Raw genomic sequence first — 24126 nt, 5'->3', positions numbered from 1 at the left:
GTTGAGATAGTAGGCGTTGAACAGCTTGGTGCCCGTCCTCCGCCCCCTCCCTCTCCTATCGATCGACAAGATCGAAATGTTGTGATCGACCGCTGCGCGTCTCTCGTGAGCGCTATCACTAGAAGGGATCGCGGTCAATGGTTACTTATAAGCCTCTTCTAAGCCTCTTCTTGTCCAAGAAGGCGATCTAGTAGCTGCTCGATCTGCGTCCCCTCATACCGTGCTTTCAGCTCCTCAAACTTTGCCGCTTTACGTTCGCCAGTGAGAAGGCTAATGCCGTGGAGCGCATTGATCAGCTGCTGAGAATCCGTCAGCTCACCCCTCATTGCTAGCCAGGCAGAGTTGACCTTTTTAACGAGACTCTCAGCTTCAAGACTCAGGGTCTGCGATTCAATCAGCTTATTACTGTGTGTCATGGTCTTTAGGCCGGTTAGCGTCTGCTCGAGAGCGTGGAGCTGTTCTGTAATCACCTCAGCGGTATCCAGTGAAACGGATCTGCCTTCCACGTAAATGGTGTCGTCCTGGACGCAGTAAATAGCCAGTGGGCCCTCCCCGCCTCCCGTGCAATCCAGCCCTAGAAAGTTTCCTAGACGTAACGGTTGAGGAGTCCAGGTGTGGCCCGTGCATACTCGCCAGATGCCTTGGACGCCAGCCCGATAGTGCTTGATGACCCGCTCTCTTCCCCACAGAGCCAACTCTTCGATCTGAGGGTTATCAAGACTTGCGACAAACTCTTTCCATGACATGGCGGTTGGCACATCAGCATGGACGACACCGACAATCCCACGAGCTGATTCGATCTCGATGGCGACTGGAAGGCCTTCGAGCTTCTCGATGATCATTTCTTTGGAGTCATCGGCAATCGTCATCCACCATCTCGCCCCATTCGCTGTATAGGCGGCATGAGGGTTCGCCCGAAAGGCGTCGATTAGCATTTGCTCGTGATTGCCCAGGACGGAGAAGAACCATAGTTCACCAAGAAGCTTCAAGCCATCCAGCACACCTGGCCCACGGTCGATCAAGTCGCCCACGGCAATGACCCGGTCAACCGCGCTGTCGAAGCCAAGTGCTTTGAGCCCTTTATGGAGGTCGATGGTTTTGAAGTGAATGTCACCGACAACGAAGTCACGACCGTGTTCATTGCGGGGGAGCCTCAACAGCTTCTGCTTCATGCGCACAGGTACTCCGGAGAATCTGCCGTTACGTTGGCTACGATGGCGGTATTGTCTCCTTTCCCAACAGGATCCCCAAGCTCTAGCAAAGTGCATTGGCCGGGTGGTCAAAACACCATTATCCGCCCATCAGCTCAACATTTTTTCGACGATAGCTGTGGAAAGGCTTGCTTGAATCAACGGCTCCTCTCTATCTGAGCCCGCACGCAAAAGCACGTTGGATAGTCGAATGCCAGATCGACTCATATGATCAAGAGAGATTTATCGACGAGTTCTGCACAAAATAGCGCTCTCGGAGCCACGATTTCAGCCGATCGCTCTCCAATTTCGTCAGTTTTAACCTTTCGCCAGCAAGCCCGGTAGCTTCGGTGTAACGTGATTTTATGCATCGTAACAGTCGTAGGGTTACAACCAGAAAAGTGCGTTACAAGCCAACAAATACAGCGTCAAGAGCTCAAAACTGTCATTCAAACCCCACTGCGTAACTGGCTCACTGGCACCTCAATATGAGGGGGGCCCTTCCGAAAGACCTAAGTCAAGCCGGGCGTGACCCGAATGGGCGATTACCCCTCTTAACGTCAGGGGCTAACGGAGCTGACACAAGCGCTCAACACGCGGCGCTCAACGGCTCGAACATTACGTGATTGGTCTCTTGGTTTCCTACCTGTCCCAAGCTAGAGCCAAGGCGTAGGTATGTCCTGATAGCCTGCGATTGATCCAATACTCCCGTAGTTTCCAGGGTTTCCGTAGTTACCCGCGTTGCCATAATTTCCATAGTTTCCGTAATTAACACCTCTGTGCATGCTTGCCTTATTAAGCATTAGCCGGTTCTTCATAATTTTTTCACCGAGATATCGCCCGTGCATGTCGATAAAAATATTCTGAGCTTCTAAAAAGTGGCCAATATTTGGCCCACGCGGCGAATGTAATTGACCGTTTACAAAATTTGCGATGTGTTGCCCCCGGCTATTGAATAGAAACTCCATATTTTGCTCCTACTAAAAAATTCAGTTGAACTTGAAAATGACTTATCTCGCATAGCATAGGTATTGGTCAACCCAAGGGGTGGCACCTTGGCAAGTGATACGCGCTTCATTCCTCTTTTTTCTGGGCCATCTCAGCTAGTTGAATGAATTATGAGTATATAGATGGGCAAATAGCCGAACCACTGCTCCCGATCACGGCAGTTAAATAAGAAGCAAGATCCCCATCATTGGAGCTACCCCTACAGGCTTACGTGGTAGCAACACTCCAGGCCCAGTCGCCTCCAACCACTATGAAAACTTCGGATGTGAGCCTTCGAGCGGCAAAGGCACTTTTCACCGAGTTCTGCACAGAGTCTCGAACAGAAGTGGCACCACTGCCGTTAAAGAAACCCATCGTTGATGTTGTAGGGATTACTACGTTATGCCCCGCATCGGCTTTAACAACCTTCGCCAAGCCGAGACGCAGCAGATCCGTATAAGCGTTCTCGTAGTCCTTCGAAGAAGCATTCTTCAAGTCAAAAGTGCAGTAGACCAAATAGCTCATAATCCATACTCCCGTGTAACTAACTGAGTTGTGGCGGCAAAGGAATTAGCCAACCGCCCCCTTCATACAAAATCGACGATGAGGCACACACCCCTCTCCCATTCGAGGCGGGGCTTTACCCACACAACAGCCGCTACACCGGCCATGTTTGGCAGAGCCATCAGAGCCCTAGCCAATTTTTTAGCCTGCCAAACAGCGATGGTGCCTGAGTTTCCGCCTGGGCTTCTGGTTTCGGTGGGGCAATCTCTAAACCACTCGACCTATTCGCCTGCAGTCGTGCTTTTGCTTGGGCATCCCATTTGCGCCCAGCGTTGATCGCCTCCTGAGACATGTCACCTGCCCACTCGATACGGCCAGACCGTACCCAGTAATGCGAGCGACATCGGAATGTCCAGTTGCCAATGGACGGTTTGAGAGACACCGTTTCACCATCGAATGACACCTGCCAGTCGGTTGGAGAGAAAGGTGTGATCACCTTATTGCCGCAACCACAGGCACACAGGTGTGCTGCAGTTGCGAACTCCATGGCCAGGTAGAGCTCACCGGATTCCAATTTCTCCGGGAAGTGCTCAACAAATTGCGGCGTGAGACGTTTGATCGTCATGGGCGATCCTCGCTGTTGCCCATCTCATTGAGGTTGGTCGAGTAGGTGAAGTGGTCGGCCTGTACGTTGTCGACGTAGAAGCCACACAGTCGCTTCCACGTACCGACAGCCAGTACCGCGTTGAGGGCATTCAGGTCGGCGATCTGAATGTTCGAGCGATATACGTCCTCACCAGCATTCTCGGTCAGCGGCATGGTGCGGGCAGCGTGGTCATAATGCCCAGGAGTGAGAGTCGTGACCCGGCACGTACCCCAAACCTGTTGCGTTTCGCCTACCAGGTGAACCCCCATCCCAACGTCAAGCAACGAGGTACGAGTACCACTGAGCTCATGCACCACTAACTCTCGCACCGTGGTGTTATCGACGCTGAGGAACACGTAATCGAAGGCACGAAGCTCAGCGACATTCTCAGCTGTAATCATGCACGTATGCGGAATGATGTTGCGGTGCATCTGCCCGAAGACCTCCTGCAGGTATTCCACCTTCTTCATCCCCCGTTCGAGATGGGCGAAGGTGACAGCGCCTGGGAAGCGGAAGGCGTTGTGCTGGTGGAGCGCATCACCATCAAAGAGATGGATCTCCGCCACCGGGGTTTTCGCAACCTGATCCAAGATGTAGGCGCCGGTACCTCCGAGCCCGACGATTGCGATCTTCAGTCCTTTGAGTTTCTCGGTGGGCATTCCGATGCCGGCACGTGTTGACGCCGTGTCGGTATAGGCGAACACCGTTTCCTCAACCTCCGACCGAAATGGTGCGAATGTCATCGCGGTGACCCCTTTCTCGATGGCCTCAGCCTGGCCACTCAGGATCGAAACGTAGATCGAGACCTTCTCGTAGTAATCGGAGTAGTTGCCAGACCGGGGCTTTGCCGAGAAGTAGTGTTTCACGACCAAATCCGGTAACAGCGGATTCGGCTGGCTGTTATTGATGATTTGTTCGAGGGGACGCCCTTGCGAATCGCAAGGGCAGTCACCAATGAAATGTGCCGTATGGTCACTCGGTTGGCCCGCAACATCAGCCACCAGATTGAGCGCCATGACCAACACGCCTTTACATACCTGTAGCTGAGCGTTTACATAGGGGACGTCCCGTACCAGGAGGTAACCCTCCTTGGTGTCCAAGTTGTACCCTTCGTTGCGCAAGCGCAGGAGGTGAGGACTACGACTTATCAGTTGGTGTGACATTGAAGTGCATCCCCTTCTTGATACGGACGTGTTGGCCATCTACCAGGTTTGTGAGCGAGTTGCCTTCATGACCTTTCGCATAGGTCACAGTGAAGTGGGAGTTAGGGCCTGGCTCCGCGTCCGGGAAAGCAAGCCGCACTACATCCCAGTAGCTCAGGTTGCGAGAGTGGACGAACACAGGCAGCGTGTTGACGAAGACCTTGATGTTGATCTCCACCGCCGCGAAGTGCTCGACGCCAGGGCGCGCCAAGTCGAACAAGTCACGATCTTCGATCAGCTCATCGTCATCGCCCGGAATGACTAGGAAGATGTCGTACTTCTGCGCATCCACGCCGGCCAACTGTTTCAGGGTGCGCCCAGAGATGCGCTGGCCACCCCAATCTTGGGCGTGCCCGTCGATAAAGAACCGGAACGAGCGGTCACTTTTGAACGCCAGGAATTTTTCGATGCCAGCCTGGCGCAGGTCAGTCGTTTCGCTGGGGCTGAGCAGCTCCAAGCGGCCGTTGCTGAGAACCTGGAACAACAGGTAATCGTCCACAGGGCGGAGTTCGGCAATCTCCAGTACCTGCTGACCGGTGGGGACAGGATCAGCGATCACCAGCGTACGGTAATCCAGCCCCTCATTACCGATCTGGATTTTGTACGGGCCGTGATCACGTACTTCGCGGCCCGCCAAGATGGCGGCGGCCACGTCCTCAACCTCAAAATCGTTCAACTGTGACATGGGATAAAATCCTCGTATCGGAACCAAATGAGCTGTTGCCTACGTAGACAACACCACCGATCTTAAAAACGACCCAGAGGTCGTTGTCTAGCCAGACAACAGTGGACTTCAAAAAAAAGCCGCTTATCATGGATCATGAATCGCGAGCTGTTGTCTGGCTAGGCAACAGACTACTCCCGCCCGTTTGGGCAATGCAATAGGTTGGAGAAAAAAATGGATTTGGCCGAGTTCATCGCAACCATGCGTGAACGAAAAGAGCTGAGCTTTCGTGACTTGGAGAAACGTGCAGGCGACCTGGATCACGCGTATATCTGGAGGTTGGAGAAAGGAGACCGTGCAGCCCCATCAGAAGATGTCGTCACGCGCCTGAGCCACGCGCTCGAGCTGGATGACCGAGAAGGTGATGTGTTTCGTCTGCTGGCCAAGTCAGTGACCGTAGACAATGCGCTCTACCACCTCATGGTCTCTCGCATCGATATACCGTGGGAAGATTTTGAGGACGTAGCAACGATGAGCTTCCGAGGTGAGCGTCCGAACAGCGAAGAGGCCTGGCTCAAGCGGATCGAACTCATTCAGCAGATGTAACGACGAGGAATTTCATGGACGAAAATGTTGCGGTCACACGGGCTCGAAAGCTGTTGAGGGAAGCCGGCTTAAAGACAGCGCCCGTTGATGTCGAGGCGCTGGCTCATTTTTTGGGTTTCAAGGTCTCTCGCAAGGAGCTCCCGGATGGTGAAGCGGGCAGCACCTTTGAAAGACGTGGACAGAAACACATCTTGGTCAACGAAAAAGACGGTGTGCTTCGGCAGCGTTTCACCGTCCTCCATGAGATCGCACACCACGTACTTGAGCTCCCGTCCAAACACGGTGAGAAGGTACCTGCTGATGAGCTTGAGCGCTTTACTGGGCGCCATCCGGAAGAGGTTCTCTGCGACATCTTTGCTGCAGAGTGCCTGGTTCCTTGGGAACTGATTCAACCACTCGCAGAAGAGAAGGATTTCACTTTGGAGCATCTCGCCGAGTTGGCTGAACAGTTCCAGGCATCCCGGGCTTGTATCGCATCCAGGTTCGCTCAAGCCTCGAATGATCACCTGGCATTCGTGGTGGCCGAGGATGGTGTCGTCAAATACTCCATCGTCTCAAAGGCACTCAAAGAGTCGCGAGTGTGGATCAGCAAAGACATCCCGCTTCCCCGGAATTCCGCTGCAGCGAAAGCTTTCAACTCAGGTATCAGTGGCCTTCATGAGGCAGATTCTGAGGGTTTGGATTGGAGCAACAGTGATGATGCCCGGCGATTCGCCTGCTACGAGCAGGCGATCTACTACGCTCCCGCCAAGCAGACTCAGTCGATCCTCATTTTCGAAGAGCTTGATGAGCGACCTGTATCGACTGGTTATCGCAGTTCTCGAGATGATGACGACGGTCTTCTGGACGAGCTAGACGGATTCCCGGGGTGGTCTAAGCCTCGGTACTAACCGCCTGGGAACGTTTACAACTCGCGCGCTTGCTCACCGCGCGCTCAGTCGCTCACTCAAAGCACGTTACCATTGCCGACTCAGAAGCAATGGAGATCACACGTGAGAAAGCCACCAATGAAAATCATGATCGAAGAATGGGATGGTGACGGGGCGATTCGAACTCCCGATGAGGCGTTGCAGGAACTGGAGCTTGATGTTGGCGACACGCTGTATTTGATAGAGGAATTTGTCGGCAACACGCGCTGCTTCGTCCTATCAAAAACACCTCAGATTGCGGATCGAATAGACGAGCTGACTGAGGCCTGGGATAGCGGACAGCTTGGCAACGTCGAGGTGAAATAAGGCATCCCGAATCAATCATGACGGGCCAACTGTGGAGTGATTCGCTCAGGGCATGTGAAGACTTGGGGTCGAGCCGGGCTTAAGCCCGAAGGAGCGATAGCAAAAGTAGCTTTAGCTCCGCAGCCTGCAGCACCCAACAAGTCGTCTATCGAATCTCACACAAGAATACCCTTCTCTAGGCAACCAATAAGGTCGAGCACAGCGTTCGTCTCCACCCTCGTATTTATCATATCCAGTGGACGCTTTGAACCGAGCCCCCGCACCGGTGTGCTCATCCATCCCGTTGCTGCGGCGACATCGTTCTCGAACAGATAAAAGGCTTCCTCAAAGACAGCTACCAACGCGACCAAGCGGTCGCTTTCTAAGGTGTTGAACCGCCCTGCCTTGACTCTTCGCGCCATTGTTGCGGGCGACACGCAAATAGCCTTGGAGATATCCCCTCGCGGTACCTGAAGTAGGCTCGCTATCCGGTCAAGGAATTCGAAAGGCAACCCTTCGCGAACTAGATCATGAAGCCTGGTACCGCGTGACGGCAGCCCGAGTGTCATCCAAATGCTCTGTGGGATCTGAGGCTCTGGTTGGTATTCCTTGATCGATGACAGCACTTTCACCTCCATCTGAAAAAACTACCACTAAGCCGGGCCTGGTGGCCCGAACCAGCGACATCTCCATTGCCCGCTGCGTGGAACATCCGACATGGGGACACGCGATATCGTCGGGCAGCGTTGTCATCCTAGCTTAGGCGTATTCGTATCTCCCACGAACTGAAATGCACCGCTTTGCTCCTTTAGCCTTTCCATTTTGCGAGCCTTCTCCCGAGCCAAGGTTACGGTTACCAATAGATGACACTGCTGCTCCGGAAAGGCTTACCTACCTCCCTCAGTTTTCAAGTCGTAACCAGTGACAGGTGAGTGGAAGTACAAGTGCTTCGCGAATATCGACTGAATGCTCATGACATCACTAGGATTGCTCCAATCTCCTCCGCCCTGAAGCCGGAGACGAGATTGCTTAGATTTCCTGTGTTGAATAAGCCTTCGACATAGATCGCCGCGAAATCCATTCGGGCCCTACAGTCTAAGCACCATTGAGGATGGACAGCCACCTTCGTAAAAGGACGCCAGCTGCAGCGGTATTCGGATTGCTTTCAACCGAGGTGCGAAGAAGGCCAGCAGAATGAATGCCTTAAACCGGCCCTCCCCGATTCGATTCCTTCGTCGATATGGCTAGAGGAGGCGTGCTTGTAACGTAGACCACTTTCCCGACCGGCCTGTTCGCACCTGAAACCGCTGCATGCATGAGCAAACTGCAGGTGGCATCTGACGCCTATTATTCAGGATCATCTACGGGTAACCAAGCTCGATCAGCGCCGTGAACAGCAAGCCTCCCTGTTGTGCGCTCTTGGCCTGGTGCCACCTCAGTCCCTCATTGCGTCTATCTGGAACGAGCTCGCCTGGCCGGCGAACTGCGGCGGCACCGGGGAAGTGGATACCGACAATGTCTGACGGTCGAAAAGCTGATCTACAACGCCAGTTTTGAGTTAAAGCACAGCCCCCTGAGAGGGTGGCTCCCCCCAGCACCACCCTGCCCGAGCAACAGTCACCGCGTGTTTTTTGCGGCCTTATCCTGCTCCCAATGGGTGATGTCTTCGATCTCGTGTGTCGAGTCAGACGCTAGCATCAAAGACTGCCTAGGGAAGAGCTCCATCAAATGCGGCACGCGGGCAAAGTCTTGTACGGTCTCAGCCCACTCATAGTTTTCCTCGAATGGGTAGTAATTTACGGCATGCACGAAAGCACCCAACACGGATGTTTTGGAGGCATCGTAGGCGGAGATATTCTCGATGTTCTTATCCCTACGCAGCTCCTCGATCTCTATGCCGTCGCGAGTCTCATACCAGATGTGCACCACGCCAGCACGGTCGGGGGGAATCTGCTTGACGCCATCGTTGAGCAAACTCTTGAAATGCTTGGAGCGCAGGCCGAGCGAATCCTCATGGTCGCAGCGCCACTGAGCTCCCACGCACTTGGCAACATCCTTTACGAACATGTTAAGAATGTCGCCATTAGTACCAGGCCGAATGACTCGCTCAGCGATAGTCGAGATGCTGCGCTTCTCATTGCTGTCCATGTCACCAAATACCAGCAACTCTTGCTGAGGGCTATTGGGTCTGACTGAAAATTTGCGGTAGTGACGCTTGAGCCCCATTTTGTCGATGGCTCGTATTTCCGCACCGATTGAACCCTCCCTTGCTTTTTCAGCTCCCCCTCTAATGGCGAGATTCACAACCTTGATTACCTCTTCCGGTGTCACGGCGGCGACCTGCTCATGGAAAACCAGGTCGACAATGCTCCACGGTGCGACCTTGAGCATGTGATGGCTCAACTCATTCCAGATTTCGGCCCAGGCCTGCTCTTCGGTCTTTGAGTACTTGGTTTGCTTATCCGACCGTTTGCACTCAACGTAGAACTCTAGATCACCTGACTTGACGAGCAGATCAGGTGATTTCTTGGTCTTCCCGTCGGGCCAGACAATGCTGTTTTCCGGGATGAAGGCAACCTCGTAGCCGTTCTTCAAGTAGAACGAGGCCGTCAGCAGCTCAAAAAGCAGGGTTTCTGGTTTGTTGTTATTCGCCAGCATTTTGTCCAGAACATCATCGACGTAGGGGACTTTGCGAAGCTGCTCCGCGACCGCTCCGATGGCCATGGCATAGGGATAGATCCGCCTGCTGCTGTAAGCAGAGTCGCTATACGGAAAATCATGGGACAGATACGACGCTAGGATGTACCAGTCGATGTCGTCTTCTGCCGGCGAGAAGAGCTGGGGCTCGATCGGCAGCTTGATGTTGAACTTCGACTCCTGCTCTCGTATGCGCTTCAAATATGCAGCTTTGCGCACAGCCCAAGCCTCAGTTCCAAGCCTGTCCACGAGCAGCTCATAAAAAGCTTTAGTTCTTGCACGCTCAACCCGACTAACAACATCCATTGCGGTCTCTCCATGTAGGGATTTTGGGAGAGTACCCCGGACAAATATCAACCTGCCACCACTGGGCGACTTATCCTGACCGAGGTCAACTCATTCGCTACAAGCCGGCCTCCAGCGCTAGGTGGGACTCGCATTTTCAGAAGCCGGCTGTTTGGCGCCGGTGCTGCGGTAATCGGTACCTAGCCGCCCTCCTCTTATGCAGCCTGTCGACGCATGGTCAGGATGGCTGCTCCGAAGCAGATGAACATCGACCCAACTACCCGGCTGACCCACCGGGATAGCTCGGGATGGGTCAACACGCTCTTGGCCCAAGAGACCAGTGCGGCATACAGACTAAGGAAACGTCATCTAGCCCAATCACGCGAGCTTTATGGCTCCGCCCTGGATATCGTCACGCGCCATTCTTAAGTCATTAGCGTCCTGGTTGAGTCGGTGAATCATGTTGAGCAACCGTTGGCGTAGCACTTCGTCTTGGAGCCGCTCAGCAGCACGCATCACATCAAGCGCCGCTGCCTCATTGTTGGTGGCAACGGCGTCGAGCAGTTTGCGCATGCTTCTTGATGGTCGATTCATCTCCAACTCCCTGGATTTCAGTGACGCGACTCATATGGCCAGAATGTTTCGTCAGTATTTCAGCTGCACGAACTGGCTTGAATCACCGGCTCCGGCTCATTTGACGCTAGCTGGAGGGATATCCTGAGGGTCAGAACCATGGATTTGCAGGTCTATCTATAGTCAAGTTCTTTACTTTTGCGTCTTTTGACGTCTCGTCCCATTCGATGGCTGAATATTCATATGCGAAGACGGTTCCATTGCTGACGCTCGTCTTTGACTCTGTACTTACGTTGCCTCCCAGTGTCACTGCAGGAGAAGAACCACCAGCACTGATGGACGCATTTGCCCTTAAGCCTGAATCGACCTTTTTAAACATTTCGTTGTCGAACGCAACGGCTGTGCCGGTAACTATTACTGGATCCTTTAATCCTTTTATCAAATTCATAATCTTTAAATTCTTCGGATCATTCATGCGCTCAATGAGTGCAAAAGAATCTAGCGTTCTAAAAACCACATAGCGACTATTCAGTCGACTTTCCGTTTGCGATTTAAAACCACCAGAAACATCCACCACACTTGGTTTAAACTTAACGCCCGCATCAAGGGCTGCTTTAGCAGTCTCTTCTGAGAAGTAAGTAGTCTGGGCTACTACTGGAAAATCCGACACCACTATACTTCCCTTAGGATCAAATCTATTACGCCCAGACGTTTCGATAACACCAACTCCAAATTGCTTCGCGGAGAAAGCTTCCGTCTTTCGCCATGCAGCCCCTTGAATGTCAAGATACACGTTTGATGTAGCGCATCCAGAGAGCAAAAGTATCGAAAGTAGCAAAATTTTTTTCATGTTAGTCTCCGAAAAACACTAATTATCATTACGCGGGCGGATCCCTCAGGTCGGAGCGTAGTAGATTTATTTATCTTGGCAAGTACGTGTTTCAGAGCAATCAACGCCACTTTTGTTCGCAGACCGAGGTGCTGCGTGATTTATAGTGTTGTCAGCCAAAAAGAAGCCTTGAGCGCTCTACCGACTTGCTTGGATTTTAGTCCTTGCAGTCTGTACTGGGCATTTTTCAACACTGCGTTGGCGCCTTATCCGTTAGGGAGGGCCTGAAGTAGTCAGCGGTTTTTGATGCCCTCCTTGGTTGAGGTTCAAAAAGCGCTGGCTTGGTCAGAAATCAGACCTTTCCTGTCCTTAACTCATCGTTTCACCCTTGAACGACGTTTTTCAAGGCGCTTTTATCGCATTACAGGCGCACGCGACCAGAAGCCGTTTTCGCATCATCCACAGGTTTGACAGGGCAAATAGCGTGGCTTTGCGCGGTGTTTTTCATCAGGCGGTGAAAGCGTACTTTTCGTATAGCCAGACTGACGCTTGATTCCTGAAAAGAATGTCTATGACAACTCGATTACCACGATTCCCTCGCGGTTTGAGAAGACGCAAGCCAAGGACAGCAATCCTCGTGCACTTTAGCACGTCAGACGTCCATCGCTTTGGCGTCAAAGCAGCACACACCCTTCAACTAATGCCATTCCGCCAGGCCAACCTGGATTTGCCGACGGCAGCGTACCAATATCCATGTCGGACGAAGCAGTCGAACATGATTAACCGTTACTCCGTAGCGGTGCATGGAAGTAGCTACTACGCTGGGAGTACTGACAATAGGCCAGCATCGAACCAAGGATGGGGATTGAAATGAAGATTCCAGTAGTTTCGTCGTGGTGGACTTGGCTGGTGCTCACCGGCTTGTTGACCACAGGCTGTGGCACCCCGCCCAAGGCACCTAACCTGGATTTCAGCAGTAAAAACCTAAATCATGAATTTGGTGTCGAGCGACGACCTGTTGCAGGCCACACCCCCAACCTTGGCTTAGCGCTCGCGGGCGGTGGCACCAAGGCTTCGGGGTTTTCCATTGGTATACTCAAGGGGCTGGTGTCATCCGGCCAGATGGAACACGTGGATGTTATTTCCTCGGTATCTGGTGGCAGCTACGCCGCCTACTGGTATTACGCCCGCCTGGTTTTCGACGATCCGACGTTTGAGCAAAATAAGCCAACCCCCGTTGCATTCCAACAAGCACTCTTTCTTGATTGTTTCCCTTCGCGTTACATGGAAACCTTGGGTGTCAGCGGAACATCGGAGGAACCTTGGCTTGTAGGCCAACCTCTACCCTGCCCGCCTCAAAACAATTCGAATCTGCTTAAAATTGCAGGGGATGATCAATTTGAGACCGACGAAAAGCGCCAGCATACCCAACATCAATATGACCTACGCCTGACTGCGTTAAATCGACCTGAATTAGGCAAAGATCCTTACCGCGTCCAAAATGCCTTACGGGGCTACCAGGACATTTTCAGCACAGGGCTGAACATGTTTGGCGCCCATGCCTTCGACTATACCACCACCGAGGATGACCAGCGCTTTACTAATGAAACGCTGGAAATGATTCCACTAGAAATCGGCTCGATTGTTCTTAACGCGTTAGCCAATATTGTCTTTGATTGGAACATTAATCTCTCAAGCACGCAGCACGCTTACGCCAAAGGCATCGCACGCACCTATGGTGCCAGCCCACCTAATTGTGATGAAGAAGATGACGCCTGCATTACGACGATGTACGGCACCAGCGTCCGATTGGAAGGCGATATTGAGCAAGCTAGATCTCTAAGTTATACCCAACTTCAGAGGGCTTATGAGGTAAAGGGCGCGCCACTATGGATCATCAACGCTACCGCTGGGGAGGATCGCAGCGTGTTCGACGTTGGTAAGCAGCAGCAGTTTTTCCTTTCCGCCTTCGAGGTTAACTCTTATCAATACGGTTCAGGGCTGTACGGGCATCGGCCAGGTACTTTAGCGGGCCTGACACCTGCCAAAGCCGTCGTGTCGTCCGCAGCCTTCCTCGATTCCCAGCAAAAGGTGCTGACCGAGCCGCCCGAGCGCAACGTCCTAAATGCCCTACAAAAAATTGCAGCGCTGGACTGGGGTCTTTCATTTCCTAATCCAAACAACAGCAGCCAAACCATCTATGGAATGCACTACCTTTTGCCCTTCCCGCTCTACCATGTCGAGCGCTTGGGCGACGCCAAACATTCAACCTTCATTCACCTGTCAGACGGCGGCATGTCAGAGAATCTTGGCGCCTACGCTCTGGTGCGCCGAGGCGTCTCCAACCTGATCATTTCCGACCATGCGCAAGACCGCGAGGGTTGGATGGCTGACATCTGTCGACTAAAGGATGGACTCGCAGACCAAGGACTGACCCTGCTGTTGCCTGGTTTGAGCAGTCTGGATAAGCAGTGCAAAATCGTGAAGTACGAACTCACCGGTTACGACATCTACGCCTGGGAGCACCCGGTATTGGTCGGCTGTATCGTTTCTACAGCGCTGGCCAATTCGGACTGCGAGAACCTTCCCGCCAATCTCATCAAAGATCAGTACGCCGCTCACCTGTTCTTGATCAAACCCGCCTTGGGGACGAAGTCGATGCGGGTTCAGTTGCAATCCATCAGCGACGCCTGCAGCCAAGGCAGTAATAAAAATTGCCAGGGAATCGTACGCCATGCGTGCACCACACCAAATGGGGCGAATGACAGTCCTATGTGGCAAGGCGCCCCACCCCCATCCTGCGAGGTATATGCGTTTATCAGCAAAAACTTCGGCAACAGCGATGGCATGGCCAGCGACGGCTGTCCGAACTATCCGCAGTTCGGCACCGTCGCCCTGACAATGGACTCATCGCCTTGGATCTATGGCGCCATGCGCGATCTTGCAGCCTATTACTCCAATCGTGTCCGTTGGTTCTTCGCCGAAGGGGGCGCCATCAAAGAAGATCACTTCCTCGAAGAATTGCGTTACCAGCGTCGCAATGCGATGCCTTTGCTAGTGGATGCCAAGTTGCGTAGACCGGGGGCAACAAAATCATGCGAGTTCAAAGCACCGAGCCGGACAACGAAATCGACTTAGCGATGACGCAAAGGGGCATGAGTTGAGGGTTGTCAGGGATCATCGACCATCCTGTCGCTCGATCCTCCCAGTGCAGGATGGTTGGGAAGATCAAGATGTCTTGATCTTCGCGCTGAGCTTGGGCGATGGCATCTTCAAAATTTTCAGCCAAACCGCCAATGCGCACCAGACGGGACTTGGCGCTTGTGGCGTTGTAAATGATCTTCGTAGTGTTACGACCAGAGCCGCTATAGACGTTATCACCGTATTCGCCGTCAGCAGGCGTCGTGACAAAGATCCGCTCGCTTGTCGTAATACGTGCTGAGCCATTTTGTTGTGGTGACCAGCGGTGTGAGTCCGCGCAACCAGAGAGCACGGCAATTAAGGCGAGTGTCAGGGGAATGCGCATCAATACATCCTTGTAAAAGGCCTGCATGGCATTTAGAGATCAAAGGAATATAGCAAAGCTCCCTGTTCCTAGTGAGGAAACCTACGCGCAGCCAGCACATGCTTGGCAATCTCCGATCCGGACAGTCTGCCACGCCCCCCTGACAAGGATGTACACCATGCTCTAGCATGCGAATGGATACGCTCGCTGGATGTCGTATAGCGGGTATTAGTCGCCCTACGATCAAGCGGGAAAGGCTGCGAAAAAGGAACATCCATAGGACGCCAGATTTTGAACACAACCTCCCCTCTCACCGCCCGCGAGGTCTACCAGGTCTTGAAAGACGTTGCGTTGGGCACACGCATCATGAGAAGAACCAGCAGCCAGTCTTTGAGCGAAATCTACAACGGCCTCATGACTGCTGAGATCGATGGCTGGCGTCTCACGCTTTTCAATGACGGCGGCACCTTGGATTACTGCGAGGATTGCAGGTCTCCTGACGGTCGTATCGGGTCTATTGAAACCTGGCAATGCTATGGCACCGACCCAGTTAAGCTTTTGAGCGGATGGGAGCGTGAGCAGCTTGAGCGTCTACTGAATGAGCTCTCAGCCTAAGCAAAAGAAGGCCTCATCGCGTTCGTTTCCGTGCGCGGTTTGCCACCAGTAAGCTCATGAGTAATCCAACCGCGCCTACATCAACCGATGCCTCAAGTGAGTGAAGCGGCCAACTGTTGACTATGCTTCATCCCGATTGTGGGGTCGGCCTAACGCCAAGCTCCACCACGGATGGAGCAAAGCTTATGACTCTGGTTAATGACCTATTGGTGTGGTCTACCGAACTTAAAGGTTGGCAAAGAGACGCCCTTAGGCGCCTATTCACCCAAGATGCGTTGAGTGCCGATGACCTTGCCAGCCTAGTAGTCATGGTTAAAGAAGCTCATGGAAATGGCTCCGCTTCCCCTGAACCGCCGACCCCACTCGCCCAAGCTCACGTCGCTGGAGCTGGTAGTGGTGCGACTGTCCAACTTCTAGGGCTCTCCAACCTGTCCAACATCAATGGCTTCCCGGCCGGGCGTAGAGTCGACCTGCAGCCCAACGGTTTGACCGTCTTGTTTGGCGAAAATGGTGTCGGTAAGTCGGGTTACGCAAGGCTGCTCAAGAACACCTGTCGAGCTCGGCGCCGCGACAATGTCCGCCCAAACGCGTTCGGTGTAGCGGGAGTACCTGCGGCGGATGTTTCATTTCTTGTCGACGGTAATCCTCAACAAGCCACATGGACTCAGGGTGAAGCGTCAAACTCAGATTTGAGCATGATCTCCGTGTATGACGCTGCTTGCGCTATGGACTACGTAGAGGAAGAAGGAACACCCGTCTTTTTACCGTACGGCTTGGGGCAAATGAATCGCCTAGTTGTCGCACAACGAGAGCTGCACCGTATCATCACCGCTGAGCGTGACGCAGTAGCCCTTAATGCTGGGCTGTTTGACCCCATACGGGGTGAGACAGTGGTGGGTGATCTCATCAAAGGACTGGGCGTAGGGACTGACGTGGATGTCATGAAAACGCTGGGCACATTGAGCGAAGAAGACGAAGTTCGTTTGCAGCAACTCGCACAAGTCCTACAGGACATGAATCCGGAACCCAAGGCTCAAGCCTTGGACAGACAGTCTGAGCGGTTGGAGGTTGGCGCTCAGCACGCCGTATCGGCTTATGCGGTAGTGACTGATGAAGCCTTTCAAACACTCAGGCGCCTTCATGTTGAAAACATAGCTGCCGAGGAGGCCTACCAGGCTGCACAGAAGAACCTACGTGAGGTGGATGAAGCAACACTTCCTGGAACAGGTAATGGTCTTTGGAAGTTACTTTTTGAAGCTGCTGAACGCTTTTCTACTACGGATGCATACCCAGGTCACTCGTTTCCACACACAGAGGACGGAGCGAAATGCGTTTTATGCCAGACAGTTTTGGCCCCTGATGCACAGCAGCGCATGCGAGATTTTTCAACCTTTGTCAACGAACATGCAGCCGCAAATGCAACCGCAGCTGCGAACACACTTCGTGCAGCGTTAGCTGTGTTGAACAACGCAAACTTTACGCCGTTCGACGCGCCCTCATTGGCCGAATTGAAGGCAGTTGCACCGGATGAGCATGCTCATTTGGTAGCAGTTTGCGATGCTTGGCAGTTACGCAGAACATGGCTGACAACAGCCGTCGAAACCAATGATTGGACTCCAGCGATTCCGGCCTTCCCTGACGGCGACCGACTGGAAATCCGGCTACGCCGGTTAATAGAAGCAAACAAAGTAGCTGCCCAAACACTGCGCCAAACGGATGATCCGGAGAATCGAGCGCGACTTCAGGAGGAGCTTAAGCAGCTCAAGGCTCGTCAGGCGTTCGCATTGTTGCTGCCACAAGCGGAGCAATATGTTCGAGACAGCATCGTGCGGCAAAACCTCGATAAGTGCCTTTCCGCACTAAGCCCGACTGGTGTCTCTACAAAAATGACTAACCTCGCCAGGCAGTACGTCACTTCTGCTTTGGCCGAGGCCATGACTACCGAGTTGCAGCTTCTAGGCTACCGGCGTGACGTTCAACCTGAACTCGCTGGGCGAACGAGCGCAGGGACAACCAAGGTCACATTGAAAATCAAAGGCTCAAACCTTGACGCTCACCATGTGCTCTCAGAGGGTGAACAGCGAGCAATTGCATTGGCACTGTTCTTAGCCGAAATCCGCTCACTGCCTCATCACTCTGCTGTCATTTTTGACGACCCGTCCACATCGTTGGATCATCGCTATCGCCGAAAAATGGCAGAACGACTCGCATCGTTGGCAATGGAGCGACAAGTCATTGTGCTTACCCATGACGCAGTATTTCTCACAGAGCTAAATACCGCTCAACGGAAAGCGGGAGTAGAGGCTAGCTACAAATCCGTTCGATGGGATAACGCGCCAGGCCAGATAGTCGAGGGTCTTACCTGGGAAACTATGAACTGCAAAATGCGTTTGGAAGATATCGCTAAGGTTGCGCAAGAAATACAAGCGACTATTGGTACGTATATGAACGACGACAGCGCACAGGTTGTGACGAGGGCATACGGCAAATTACGCGGCACCATTGAAAGGGCTGTCCGCGAAGAGTTCATGAACAACACAGTGCAGCCTTTCAGCGATGTCGTGTCTGTTGAGTCCTTTGGAGCAGTCATCGGACACACCCAAGCAGAGTGGGAAACACTAATCGATATTTACGACCGGTCATGCGAGGCAATTGAAGCTCACGATACGCCCGCAGAGCGTCAACTACCCATCCCGCCCCCTGAACAACTACTACGTGATGTCCAGGTCGCTGTCGAGCTCATTGGCGATGCCGCGAAGAGAAGGAAGGTCTACGAAAGGGCAAGATCAGATCGCAATGCTGCACGAAAAAAACCGTTTCAGGCAGCCTGACTTGTCCAAATAACGCTGCATGCTGCTTAGGCGGGGCGTCATCGGCAGCACGCATCCTGTGAATTCACTCAAGGAGGAATCGCGATGCCAAATTCAGACCTGCTCCCTTCCCTGCTATTCAAGATTAACGAAAACCAGCAAGCCCTTGAGGCTGCCATCATGGAGCTCACACTTTGGGTCGAGCAGCGTGGATCGGGTGAGATTGGAGGCAACGTGCGCGGTGCGCTAGACACGATCAGAACAAATGAAGAGTTCATCAACATGACGCTTGCGGTGCTCATGGCACCCGAGTGATCTGTTCGACCACCACGGTGGATGATGCAAGGCATTCCAGAAGATAAATCAGTCGAGGCTCAACTGAGGTCTTAGTGCTTCAAGTAGAGTCGAGCTGAAGCATCGTCTGGATTGAGATAAAGCCGCTCATGGCGCCACCCAATGCCTGGCTTAGACGAGCGAGCATGAAAGTGGTGGACGCGGGTCACGCGAGCTTGATGGCTCCGCCTTGGATATCGTCCCTCGCCATTCGCAAGTCATTGGCGTCTTGGTTGAGCCGATGAATGAGGTTGAGCAACCGTTGGCGCAACACCTCGTCTTTGAGCTGCTCAGCCGCACGCATCACATCAAGCGCCGCTGCCTCATTGTTGGTGGCAACGGCGTCGAGTAGTTTGCGCATGCTTCTTGATGGCCGATTCATCTTCAACCCTCCTAGGTTTCGGTGACGCGAATCATATGGCCGAAATGTTTCGTTAGTGTTTCAGTTGCACGAACTGGTTTTGAATCACCGCTCCAGCTGGTTTGACGCTAGCTGAAGGAGCGCCCTCCGCGCAATTGACCATCATATGGGCGTCACCTAGTCTGAAGTGTTGGGTTTAGTTCCCTTCAAGGATGAACATGATCAATTTCAAATGCGATGAGTGCAGCAATCCGATTCAGGTCTCTAAAGAGATGGCCGGCAAGCAAGGCAAATGTCCACATTGCGCATCGCCGTTGATAGTGCCGGCCCCAATGGTTTTCAATATCGACGAGACGAATACCCCGGATGGTAAGCCGACGTCCTGGATTGAAGGCCTGGCAAAGGTTGATGTTCCGTTACAGCCGGCTGGCCCTAAGCCTGTGCCATTGGCTGATAAGGCCAAGTCGTTCATTGGCACATTGCTCTACTGGATCTTCGGTCTGCTTTTCGCTGCTTGGACGCTGGCGGTCATCTTCCAAGCTCCGGTGGCTGCCATTCCACTACTGATCGCGACCGTTTTGTTGCTGCCACCGTTATGTAACATGCTCATGGCGAAGTTTCAGTTTGATCTCCAGCCCTCTGTTCGTGTGACCGGCGCCGTTGTGCTCGGATTCGTCGGGATGCTCCTATTCTCCAATCACATGAGGAATGAAATCACTGCGCAAAATAAGGCGGCGGAGTCGGCAGCGGCTCAAAAGAAGGTCGAGCAGAAGAAAACGGATACGGACTATTTGGTTGCAAACAAGCCAGCCATCACTACCCAGTTTCAGCAGTTGCTGGATGCAAAGAAGATCATTGAAGCCAGGAATCTGCTGCAAAAGTACAAGGGCCTGGGTGATACCGACGTGGACGCCATGTTCGCTAAAGTCGATGCAAAGGTTAAGGACATCGCCAGAGACGAGCAGACCGCCTCTCTAAAGGCCAAGCTCGCGCAACTGGGCAAGGACGACTACGCCGGCCAGGAAACGACCTACAAGGCCCTGCTGGCGCTCTACCCAGGCAACAAGGAGTACACGGACAAACTCGCGGCGGCTTCTCATGAGATCAAGAAGGCCAGTGAGTTTCAGCAGCGCAGGGTAGCCGGAGAAGCTTGGGATTATGAGACCACGCAGGATTCAATGAGCCAGAAGCCAGTCACGACAGCCTTCATTGGGTCGACCAACCGATTGTCGTTCGACTTCCCTTACCGCGGAGCGCAACAAGCCATACTTAAATTGCGCAAGCACCCGCGCTGGGGCCAAGACGTGATTCTGAGGATCCAAAAAGGCCAGTTCCTTTGCAACTCATACAACGGATGCAGTGTGTCGGTGCGCTTCGGGAACGGAAAGCCTAAGCAATTCTCGGCAGGAGAGCCGAGCGACAACGACAGCACCTACATTTTCATCAACGGCTACAACAGCTTCGTCAGCGAACTGCGTAAGGTCGACAAGATCTATATCGAGGCTCAGTTTTACCAGGAAGGCAATCGCACGATGGAGTTCGTGGTAGATGGCTTGGACTGGAAGTAAGGTTAAGAGCTGTAGATGCTTACGCCTTTCAATGACTTGCGACAGCTTGGATTGCGAGGATTACCGGTCACCCGAGGGACGAGTTGGAACACTTTAAATCTGGCAGCTACGGCGCTGATCCGGGCCCTTAGTGGGTGGGAATATGAGTGACCGAAGCCAAGATTAGTCCCTCGTTTACAGGTATGGTGACGCTTTCACTCAAGGATGAACCATGGCTACGCATACCTCCAATAACGCTCAGAAGCGCCTCGCAGTGTTGATCGACGCCGACAATGCCCCAGCAGCAATCGTCGAAGGCCTGTTTGAAGAAATTGCTAAGTACGGTGTCGCCAGTGTCAAGCGCATCTACGGCGACTGGACTGGCCCACATCTCGGCGGCTGGAAGAAAGTCCTGCTCGATCACTCGATTCAGCCCATCCAGCAATTCGCCTATACCAAAGGCAAAAATGCCACCGACAGCTCGCTTATCATCGATGCCATGGACTTGCTATACACCCGCCGCTTCGACGGATTTTGCCTAGTATCGAGCGACAGCGATTTCACTCGATTGGCTTCTCGATTACGCGAAGAGGGTTTGACCGTTTACGGGTTCGGCGAAGAGAAAACACCCAAGCCGTTCGTGGCCGCATGCGACAAATTCATTTACATCGAGTTACTCCGTGAGGATGTCGTTGCGACTACCAACGGTGAGTCTAGTACCGCTTCGCTGCTGCCCCCGATGTGGCCAAACCAGCGGTTGCTGAGCCTTCCAAAAAGCCTAAAGCACCGGTGGGCTTCATCGCCAAGATCATGGACGACATTGCTGACGAGGATGGCTGGGCACATTTAGGCGCGCTGGGCGCGAACATTACGAAACTACGTCCAGAGTTTGACCCACGCACTCATGGCTACAAAAAACTGAGCGACCTCATCAAAGGCTACACGCAGGCGTTTGAGCTGCAGGCCAGAGCCACTTCAGGGGGCACGGCAGTGATGTACGCTCGTCACAAGCAACCAAGCAAATGACAGATTAGGCATGTGAAGCCATGGATGGCATAGACGTGCGCCGACTTAAGTATTGTTGGATAGACGTTTCGGTCGGGGAAAAGAGAAGCGCGTTGCGCTGTCATAAATTGTCTCAGCTCAGTCCCGCATAATTGTTGAATTCATGGAATCATATCGGTACTCCTAGAACACAATCTTTAGCAGGGAGCGCACCATGCACCCAAGATTCAGGGTCATCGAGACCACCGGACTGGAAGATGGCAGTAAGCGATACAGGGTCGTTGATCTCGTCGAAGGAGGCTCAGCCAGTAAGCATGGCGTGTTCAACGTCAGGACGGAGGCAGAGGCTGTTTGTTCGCTCCTGAATGCCGAGCATTTTCGTCAAAGTGGTGTAGGTCGTACGTCCCTGAGCATTTGATCCACATGGTACGGAACTCTGAGCGTCGGACGCTTTTGTGAGAGCGATAAATGCGCTATAGCGCATTCATGGATTCTCGATCTGAAAGTACGTTTTGAAGGCGCTCCAGATTCAGTCGCTAGCACTCAGCCTCAGCTTCTTCTCGGGCCTGGTAGGTAGCCCTCAGACTTAGTTTTTCTTCGTTGTCATAGATGTTGAAATCCACCCAGCAACGGTCGCAACTAAACCGTCGCTATTGGCCAGAAGGGGTCACTCGTCAGTGGCTGATTCGAAGGAGTCGACTGACCGCATCCAGAACGACATTGGGGGCATCTCGATGGGGGACATGATGACAATTTTCCAGTATCAGGTATTCCCCGTGCGCCGTCGTAAGTTTAGCGATGCGCATGGGATGCAGAACGGATCCGTACTCGTCTTGCTCTCCATGAAGCGCAAGCAGTGGGCAGTGAATCGAGTCAATGGCGTCTTCAATCGTCCAGCCGCTAAATGCCTGTGACAGCCAGGTATCCGTCCAGGCTGACAGCACCCAATGCGCTTTATCGCCATGATATTTTTCAAGACGCGCCAATTGCCCTGGCGCCTCAAACTGCGCCTTGGCATCCCGAATGCCGCGCAGCGTCTGTTCTTCAACGAACGCTTGTGCTGAAACGGTGATCAATGCGGCGCAGCTTTGCGGGTACAAGGAGGCGCAGTTCGCTGCCATCGCGCCGCCAACACTATGGCCCAAGGCGACAAACCGATCGAATTGGAATTCGGCCCTGATAAGCGCGAAGAAGCGCTCGGCTTCGTCGCGAATGAAATGCATGGGCAAGCTCTCCGGGTACGGATCCGACTGCCCAAAGCCGAGTCGGTCATAGGCAATCACCTCGCGCTTTGTGGTCTGACAGAGTCGTTCAGGAAAATCTCGCCACAATTCGACGCATCCAAGGGAATCATGAAAAAGAATGATCGGCGGTTTTACCTGGCTGTATTCCACGTCTGCCGGAAACCAGCGGCGAGTAAACAGTCGCCCATGTGGCGTATCGATCCAAAGCGTTTCGGCACAGACAAACGATGACATTGGAATCCTCAACTGGTCATTCAGGCGGATAAGAGAAAACGAAGTGTTCCGGTCGCGAGGACAGCGATCAGCACGACCGGAAAAATCGGCAAACGGGTGGCGGCAATTAGCGTCAGCGCCAGGGCAATAAGATCGGCAGGGTTTCCACTGGCGAATTTGGGTGCGATGACTGCGATCAGCACACAACCTGGCGCCGCCTGCATGACCTCTTGCGCAACGGGGCTCAGAGTCCGGTTGCGCAGCAGGATGAAGCCCAGCACGCGGGTCAGGTACGTTACAAACGCCATCGCTATGACTATGAGCAAGGTCAGACTATCGATCATGATTTCGCCCACAGATAAGCGGCCACAAGCCCTGCCACGGTACCTGCCAGCACATACCAGCCCCCGGGAATCAGCAGATAAACCGTGGCACTCGTGATCAGGCTGAACAGCCAGGGCACCGCAGCGTGTACACCCCGCCACATACCTCGCAGCAACACCAGAAAAACCGCCGCAAAAGCCATATCAAAACCATAGCTATGCAGGTCTCCCAGCACCGGCCCCATGACAGCACCCAACAAGGTGAACATTACCCAAGTCAGCCATAGACAGAGCGACACACCTAGAAAGTAGACCAAGCGGAAGCTGGGGCTACCCAACTCATCTTCCCCGCGTTTCGCGTCGGCCAAGCCCATAACCCAGCTCTCGTCACACATGAAGAACAGAGACGGCAGTGTTTTTTTCAATGGCAAATGCTGAAGGTAAGGAGCCAGTGTCGCGCCCATCAGCAAGTGCCGGCTGTTGACCAACAGCGTCATCGCCACTATCACCAGGGCTTGAGGTGGCGAAGACCAGAGCTCTATAGCGGCGAACTCTGAACCGCCGCCGAAATTCAACCCGGTCATCAGTGCTACCTCATAAGCACTCAAACCTTTGTGCGAGGCTTGCGCGCCCAGCACTAGCGCAAATGGGATGAAACCCAACAACACCGGCAAAGCCGCCTTCGCACCTCGAACCAGTTCACTATCGAATCCCCTGCTACGGATGGCTGGCAGGGTTAATTTGTTTTCAGTCATATCGTTCCTCCAGATTGG

At 53.3% G+C, this 24126-nt stretch carries 23 protein-coding genes and 2 pseudogenes; 9 read left to right on the top strand and 16 right to left on the bottom strand.

Annotated features, from left to right (window positions below; all coding sequences use genetic code 11):
• Nucleotides 1–158: 158 nt before the first annotated feature.
• From PMI30_RS07040 to PMI30_RS07065, 6 genes are all read right to left on the bottom strand, one after another.
• Nucleotides 159–1172 carry a metallophosphoesterase gene (locus tag PMI30_RS07040; RefSeq protein ID WP_008012792.1) on the bottom strand — a complete coding sequence of 338 codons (1014 nt, stop codon included), beginning with the start codon at nt 1170–1172 and terminating at the stop codon, nt 159–161.
• Between the two features lie 674 nt (nt 1173–1846).
• Entirely contained in the window at nt 1847–2158 is a 312-nt protein-coding gene (locus PMI30_RS07045) for a hypothetical protein (protein WP_008012789.1), read from the bottom strand.
• Nucleotides 2159–2405: 247 nt separating this feature from the next.
• Nucleotides 2406–2702, bottom strand: a complete 297-nt coding sequence (locus PMI30_RS07050) for a hypothetical protein (protein ID WP_008012787.1) — start codon at nt 2700–2702, stop codon at nt 2406–2408.
• A 160-nt stretch (nt 2703–2862) separates the two neighbouring features.
• On the bottom strand, nt 2863–3306 hold the full coding sequence (locus tag PMI30_RS07055; protein WP_008012785.1) for a DUF6527 family protein: 444 nt from the start codon (nt 3304–3306) through the stop codon (nt 2863–2865).
• Nucleotides 3303–4490, bottom strand: a complete 1188-nt coding sequence (locus PMI30_RS07060; protein ID WP_008012783.1) for a ThiF family adenylyltransferase — start codon at nt 4488–4490, stop codon at nt 3303–3305. Before PMI30_RS07060 ends, PMI30_RS07055 begins: the two co-directional genes overlap by 4 nt.
• Complete coding sequence (locus tag PMI30_RS07065; protein ID WP_008012781.1) at nt 4465–5214, bottom strand: multiubiquitin domain-containing protein; 750 nt, start codon at nt 5212–5214, stop codon at nt 4465–4467. The genes PMI30_RS07060 and PMI30_RS07065 overlap by 26 nt, the downstream gene beginning before the upstream one ends.
• A gap of 213 nt (nt 5215–5427) precedes the next feature.
• Here PMI30_RS07065 and PMI30_RS07070 point away from each other — a divergent pair, with 213 nt between their 5' ends.
• The 3 genes from PMI30_RS07070 (at nt 5428) to PMI30_RS07080 (ending at nt 7034) form a co-directional block, all read left to right on the top strand.
• Entirely contained in the window at nt 5428–5799 is a 372-nt protein-coding gene (locus tag PMI30_RS07070) for a helix-turn-helix domain-containing protein (RefSeq protein ID WP_008012778.1), read from the top strand.
• Between the two features lie 14 nt (nt 5800–5813).
• A complete protein-coding gene (locus PMI30_RS07075) occupies nt 5814–6689 on the top strand; it encodes an ImmA/IrrE family metallo-endopeptidase (RefSeq protein ID WP_008012776.1) in 876 nt (291 codons plus the stop codon).
• Nucleotides 6690–6806: 117 nt separating this feature from the next.
• A complete protein-coding gene (locus tag PMI30_RS07080) occupies nt 6807–7034 on the top strand; it encodes a hypothetical protein (protein WP_008012774.1) in 228 nt (75 codons plus the stop codon).
• Nucleotides 7035–7189: 155 nt separating this feature from the next.
• Here the strand turns inward: PMI30_RS07080 and PMI30_RS0129835 are convergent, their stop codons facing one another.
• The 5 genes and pseudogenes from PMI30_RS0129835 to PMI30_RS07095 form a co-directional block, all read right to left on the bottom strand.
• Nucleotides 7190–7639: an antitoxin Xre-like helix-turn-helix domain-containing protein gene (locus PMI30_RS0129835; RefSeq protein WP_238542016.1), complete on the bottom strand. Its 450-nt coding sequence runs from the start codon at nt 7637–7639 to the stop codon at nt 7190–7192.
• A gap of 991 nt (nt 7640–8630) precedes the next feature.
• On the bottom strand, nt 8631–10016 hold the full coding sequence (locus PMI30_RS07085) for a hypothetical protein (protein ID WP_008012771.1): 1386 nt from the start codon (nt 10014–10016) through the stop codon (nt 8631–8633).
• Nucleotides 10017–10210: 194 nt separating this feature from the next.
• Nucleotides 10211–10354, bottom strand: a pseudogene (locus tag PMI30_RS31790) (LysE family translocator); the annotation flags it as partial.
• Between the two features lie 19 nt (nt 10355–10373).
• Nucleotides 10374–10589 (bottom strand): hypothetical protein, encoded by a 216-nt coding sequence (locus PMI30_RS07090; protein ID WP_008012769.1) that lies wholly within the window; start codon nt 10587–10589, stop codon nt 10374–10376.
• 130 nt (nt 10590–10719) lie between these two features.
• Entirely contained in the window at nt 10720–11418 is a 699-nt protein-coding gene (locus PMI30_RS07095) for a hypothetical protein (protein ID WP_008012767.1), read from the bottom strand.
• Between the two features lie 849 nt (nt 11419–12267).
• Between PMI30_RS07095 and PMI30_RS07100 the strand changes: the two genes are divergently transcribed.
• Nucleotides 12268–14535, top strand: coding sequence for a patatin-like phospholipase family protein (locus tag PMI30_RS07100; RefSeq protein ID WP_008012766.1), 2268 nt, complete (start codon nt 12268–12270; stop codon nt 14533–14535).
• On the opposite strand, the gene PMI30_RS07105 is transcribed toward PMI30_RS07100, so the two are convergent.
• Entirely contained in the window at nt 14501–14923 is a 423-nt protein-coding gene (locus tag PMI30_RS07105) for a DUF4823 domain-containing protein (protein WP_008012764.1), read from the bottom strand. The genes PMI30_RS07100 and PMI30_RS07105 overlap by 35 nt on opposite strands.
• Before the next feature lie 270 nt (nt 14924–15193).
• Here PMI30_RS07105 and PMI30_RS07110 point away from each other — a divergent pair, with 270 nt between their 5' ends.
• From PMI30_RS07110 to PMI30_RS07120, 3 genes are all read left to right on the top strand, one after another.
• Nucleotides 15194–15517, top strand: a complete 324-nt coding sequence (locus PMI30_RS07110; RefSeq protein ID WP_008012762.1) for a DUF7693 family protein — start codon at nt 15194–15196, stop codon at nt 15515–15517.
• Between the two features lie 185 nt (nt 15518–15702).
• On the top strand, nt 15703–18348 hold the full coding sequence (locus PMI30_RS07115; protein WP_008012760.1) for an AAA family ATPase: 2646 nt from the start codon (nt 15703–15705) through the stop codon (nt 18346–18348).
• Between the two features lie 84 nt (nt 18349–18432).
• Nucleotides 18433–18642 (top strand): hypothetical protein, encoded by a 210-nt coding sequence (locus PMI30_RS07120; protein WP_008012758.1) that lies wholly within the window; start codon nt 18433–18435, stop codon nt 18640–18642.
• 184 nt (nt 18643–18826) lie between these two features.
• On the opposite strand, the gene PMI30_RS07125 is transcribed toward PMI30_RS07120, so the two are convergent.
• Nucleotides 18827–19042 carry a hypothetical protein gene (locus PMI30_RS07125; protein WP_008012757.1) on the bottom strand — a complete coding sequence of 72 codons (216 nt, stop codon included), beginning with the start codon at nt 19040–19042 and terminating at the stop codon, nt 18827–18829.
• 197 nt (nt 19043–19239) lie between these two features.
• Between PMI30_RS07125 and PMI30_RS07130 the strand changes: the two genes are divergently transcribed.
• Both PMI30_RS07130 and PMI30_RS0129830 read left to right on the top strand, forming a co-directional pair.
• Nucleotides 19240–20589 (top strand): hypothetical protein, encoded by a 1350-nt coding sequence (locus tag PMI30_RS07130; protein ID WP_008012754.1) that lies wholly within the window; start codon nt 19240–19242, stop codon nt 20587–20589.
• A 211-nt stretch (nt 20590–20800) separates the two neighbouring features.
• Nucleotides 20801–21594 (top strand): annotated as a pseudogene (locus PMI30_RS0129830) (NYN domain-containing protein).
• 653 nt (nt 21595–22247) lie between these two features.
• On the opposite strand, the gene PMI30_RS30810 reads toward PMI30_RS0129830, so the two are convergent.
• Genes PMI30_RS30810 through PMI30_RS07145 form a run of 3 tightly spaced genes read right to left on the bottom strand, consistent with a single transcriptional unit; the run spans nt 22248 to nt 24108 of the window.
• Entirely contained in the window at nt 22248–23051 is an 804-nt protein-coding gene (locus PMI30_RS30810) for an alpha/beta fold hydrolase (RefSeq protein ID WP_008012747.1), read from the bottom strand.
• A gap of 20 nt (nt 23052–23071) precedes the next feature.
• Entirely contained in the window at nt 23072–23374 is a 303-nt protein-coding gene (locus tag PMI30_RS07140) for an AzlD family protein (RefSeq protein WP_008012746.1), read from the bottom strand.
• A complete protein-coding gene (locus PMI30_RS07145) occupies nt 23371–24108 on the bottom strand; it encodes an AzlC family ABC transporter permease (RefSeq protein WP_008012743.1) in 738 nt (245 codons plus the stop codon). The genes PMI30_RS07140 and PMI30_RS07145 overlap by 4 nt, the downstream gene beginning before the upstream one ends.
• Nucleotides 24109–24126 lie beyond the last annotated feature (18 nt).

It is taken from the genome of Pseudomonas sp. GM50 (genome assembly GCF_000282375.1).
Classification (GTDB): Bacteria; Pseudomonadota; Gammaproteobacteria; order Pseudomonadales; family Pseudomonadaceae; genus Aquipseudomonas.
This window is presented reverse-complemented; position numbering and strand designations above follow the sequence as displayed.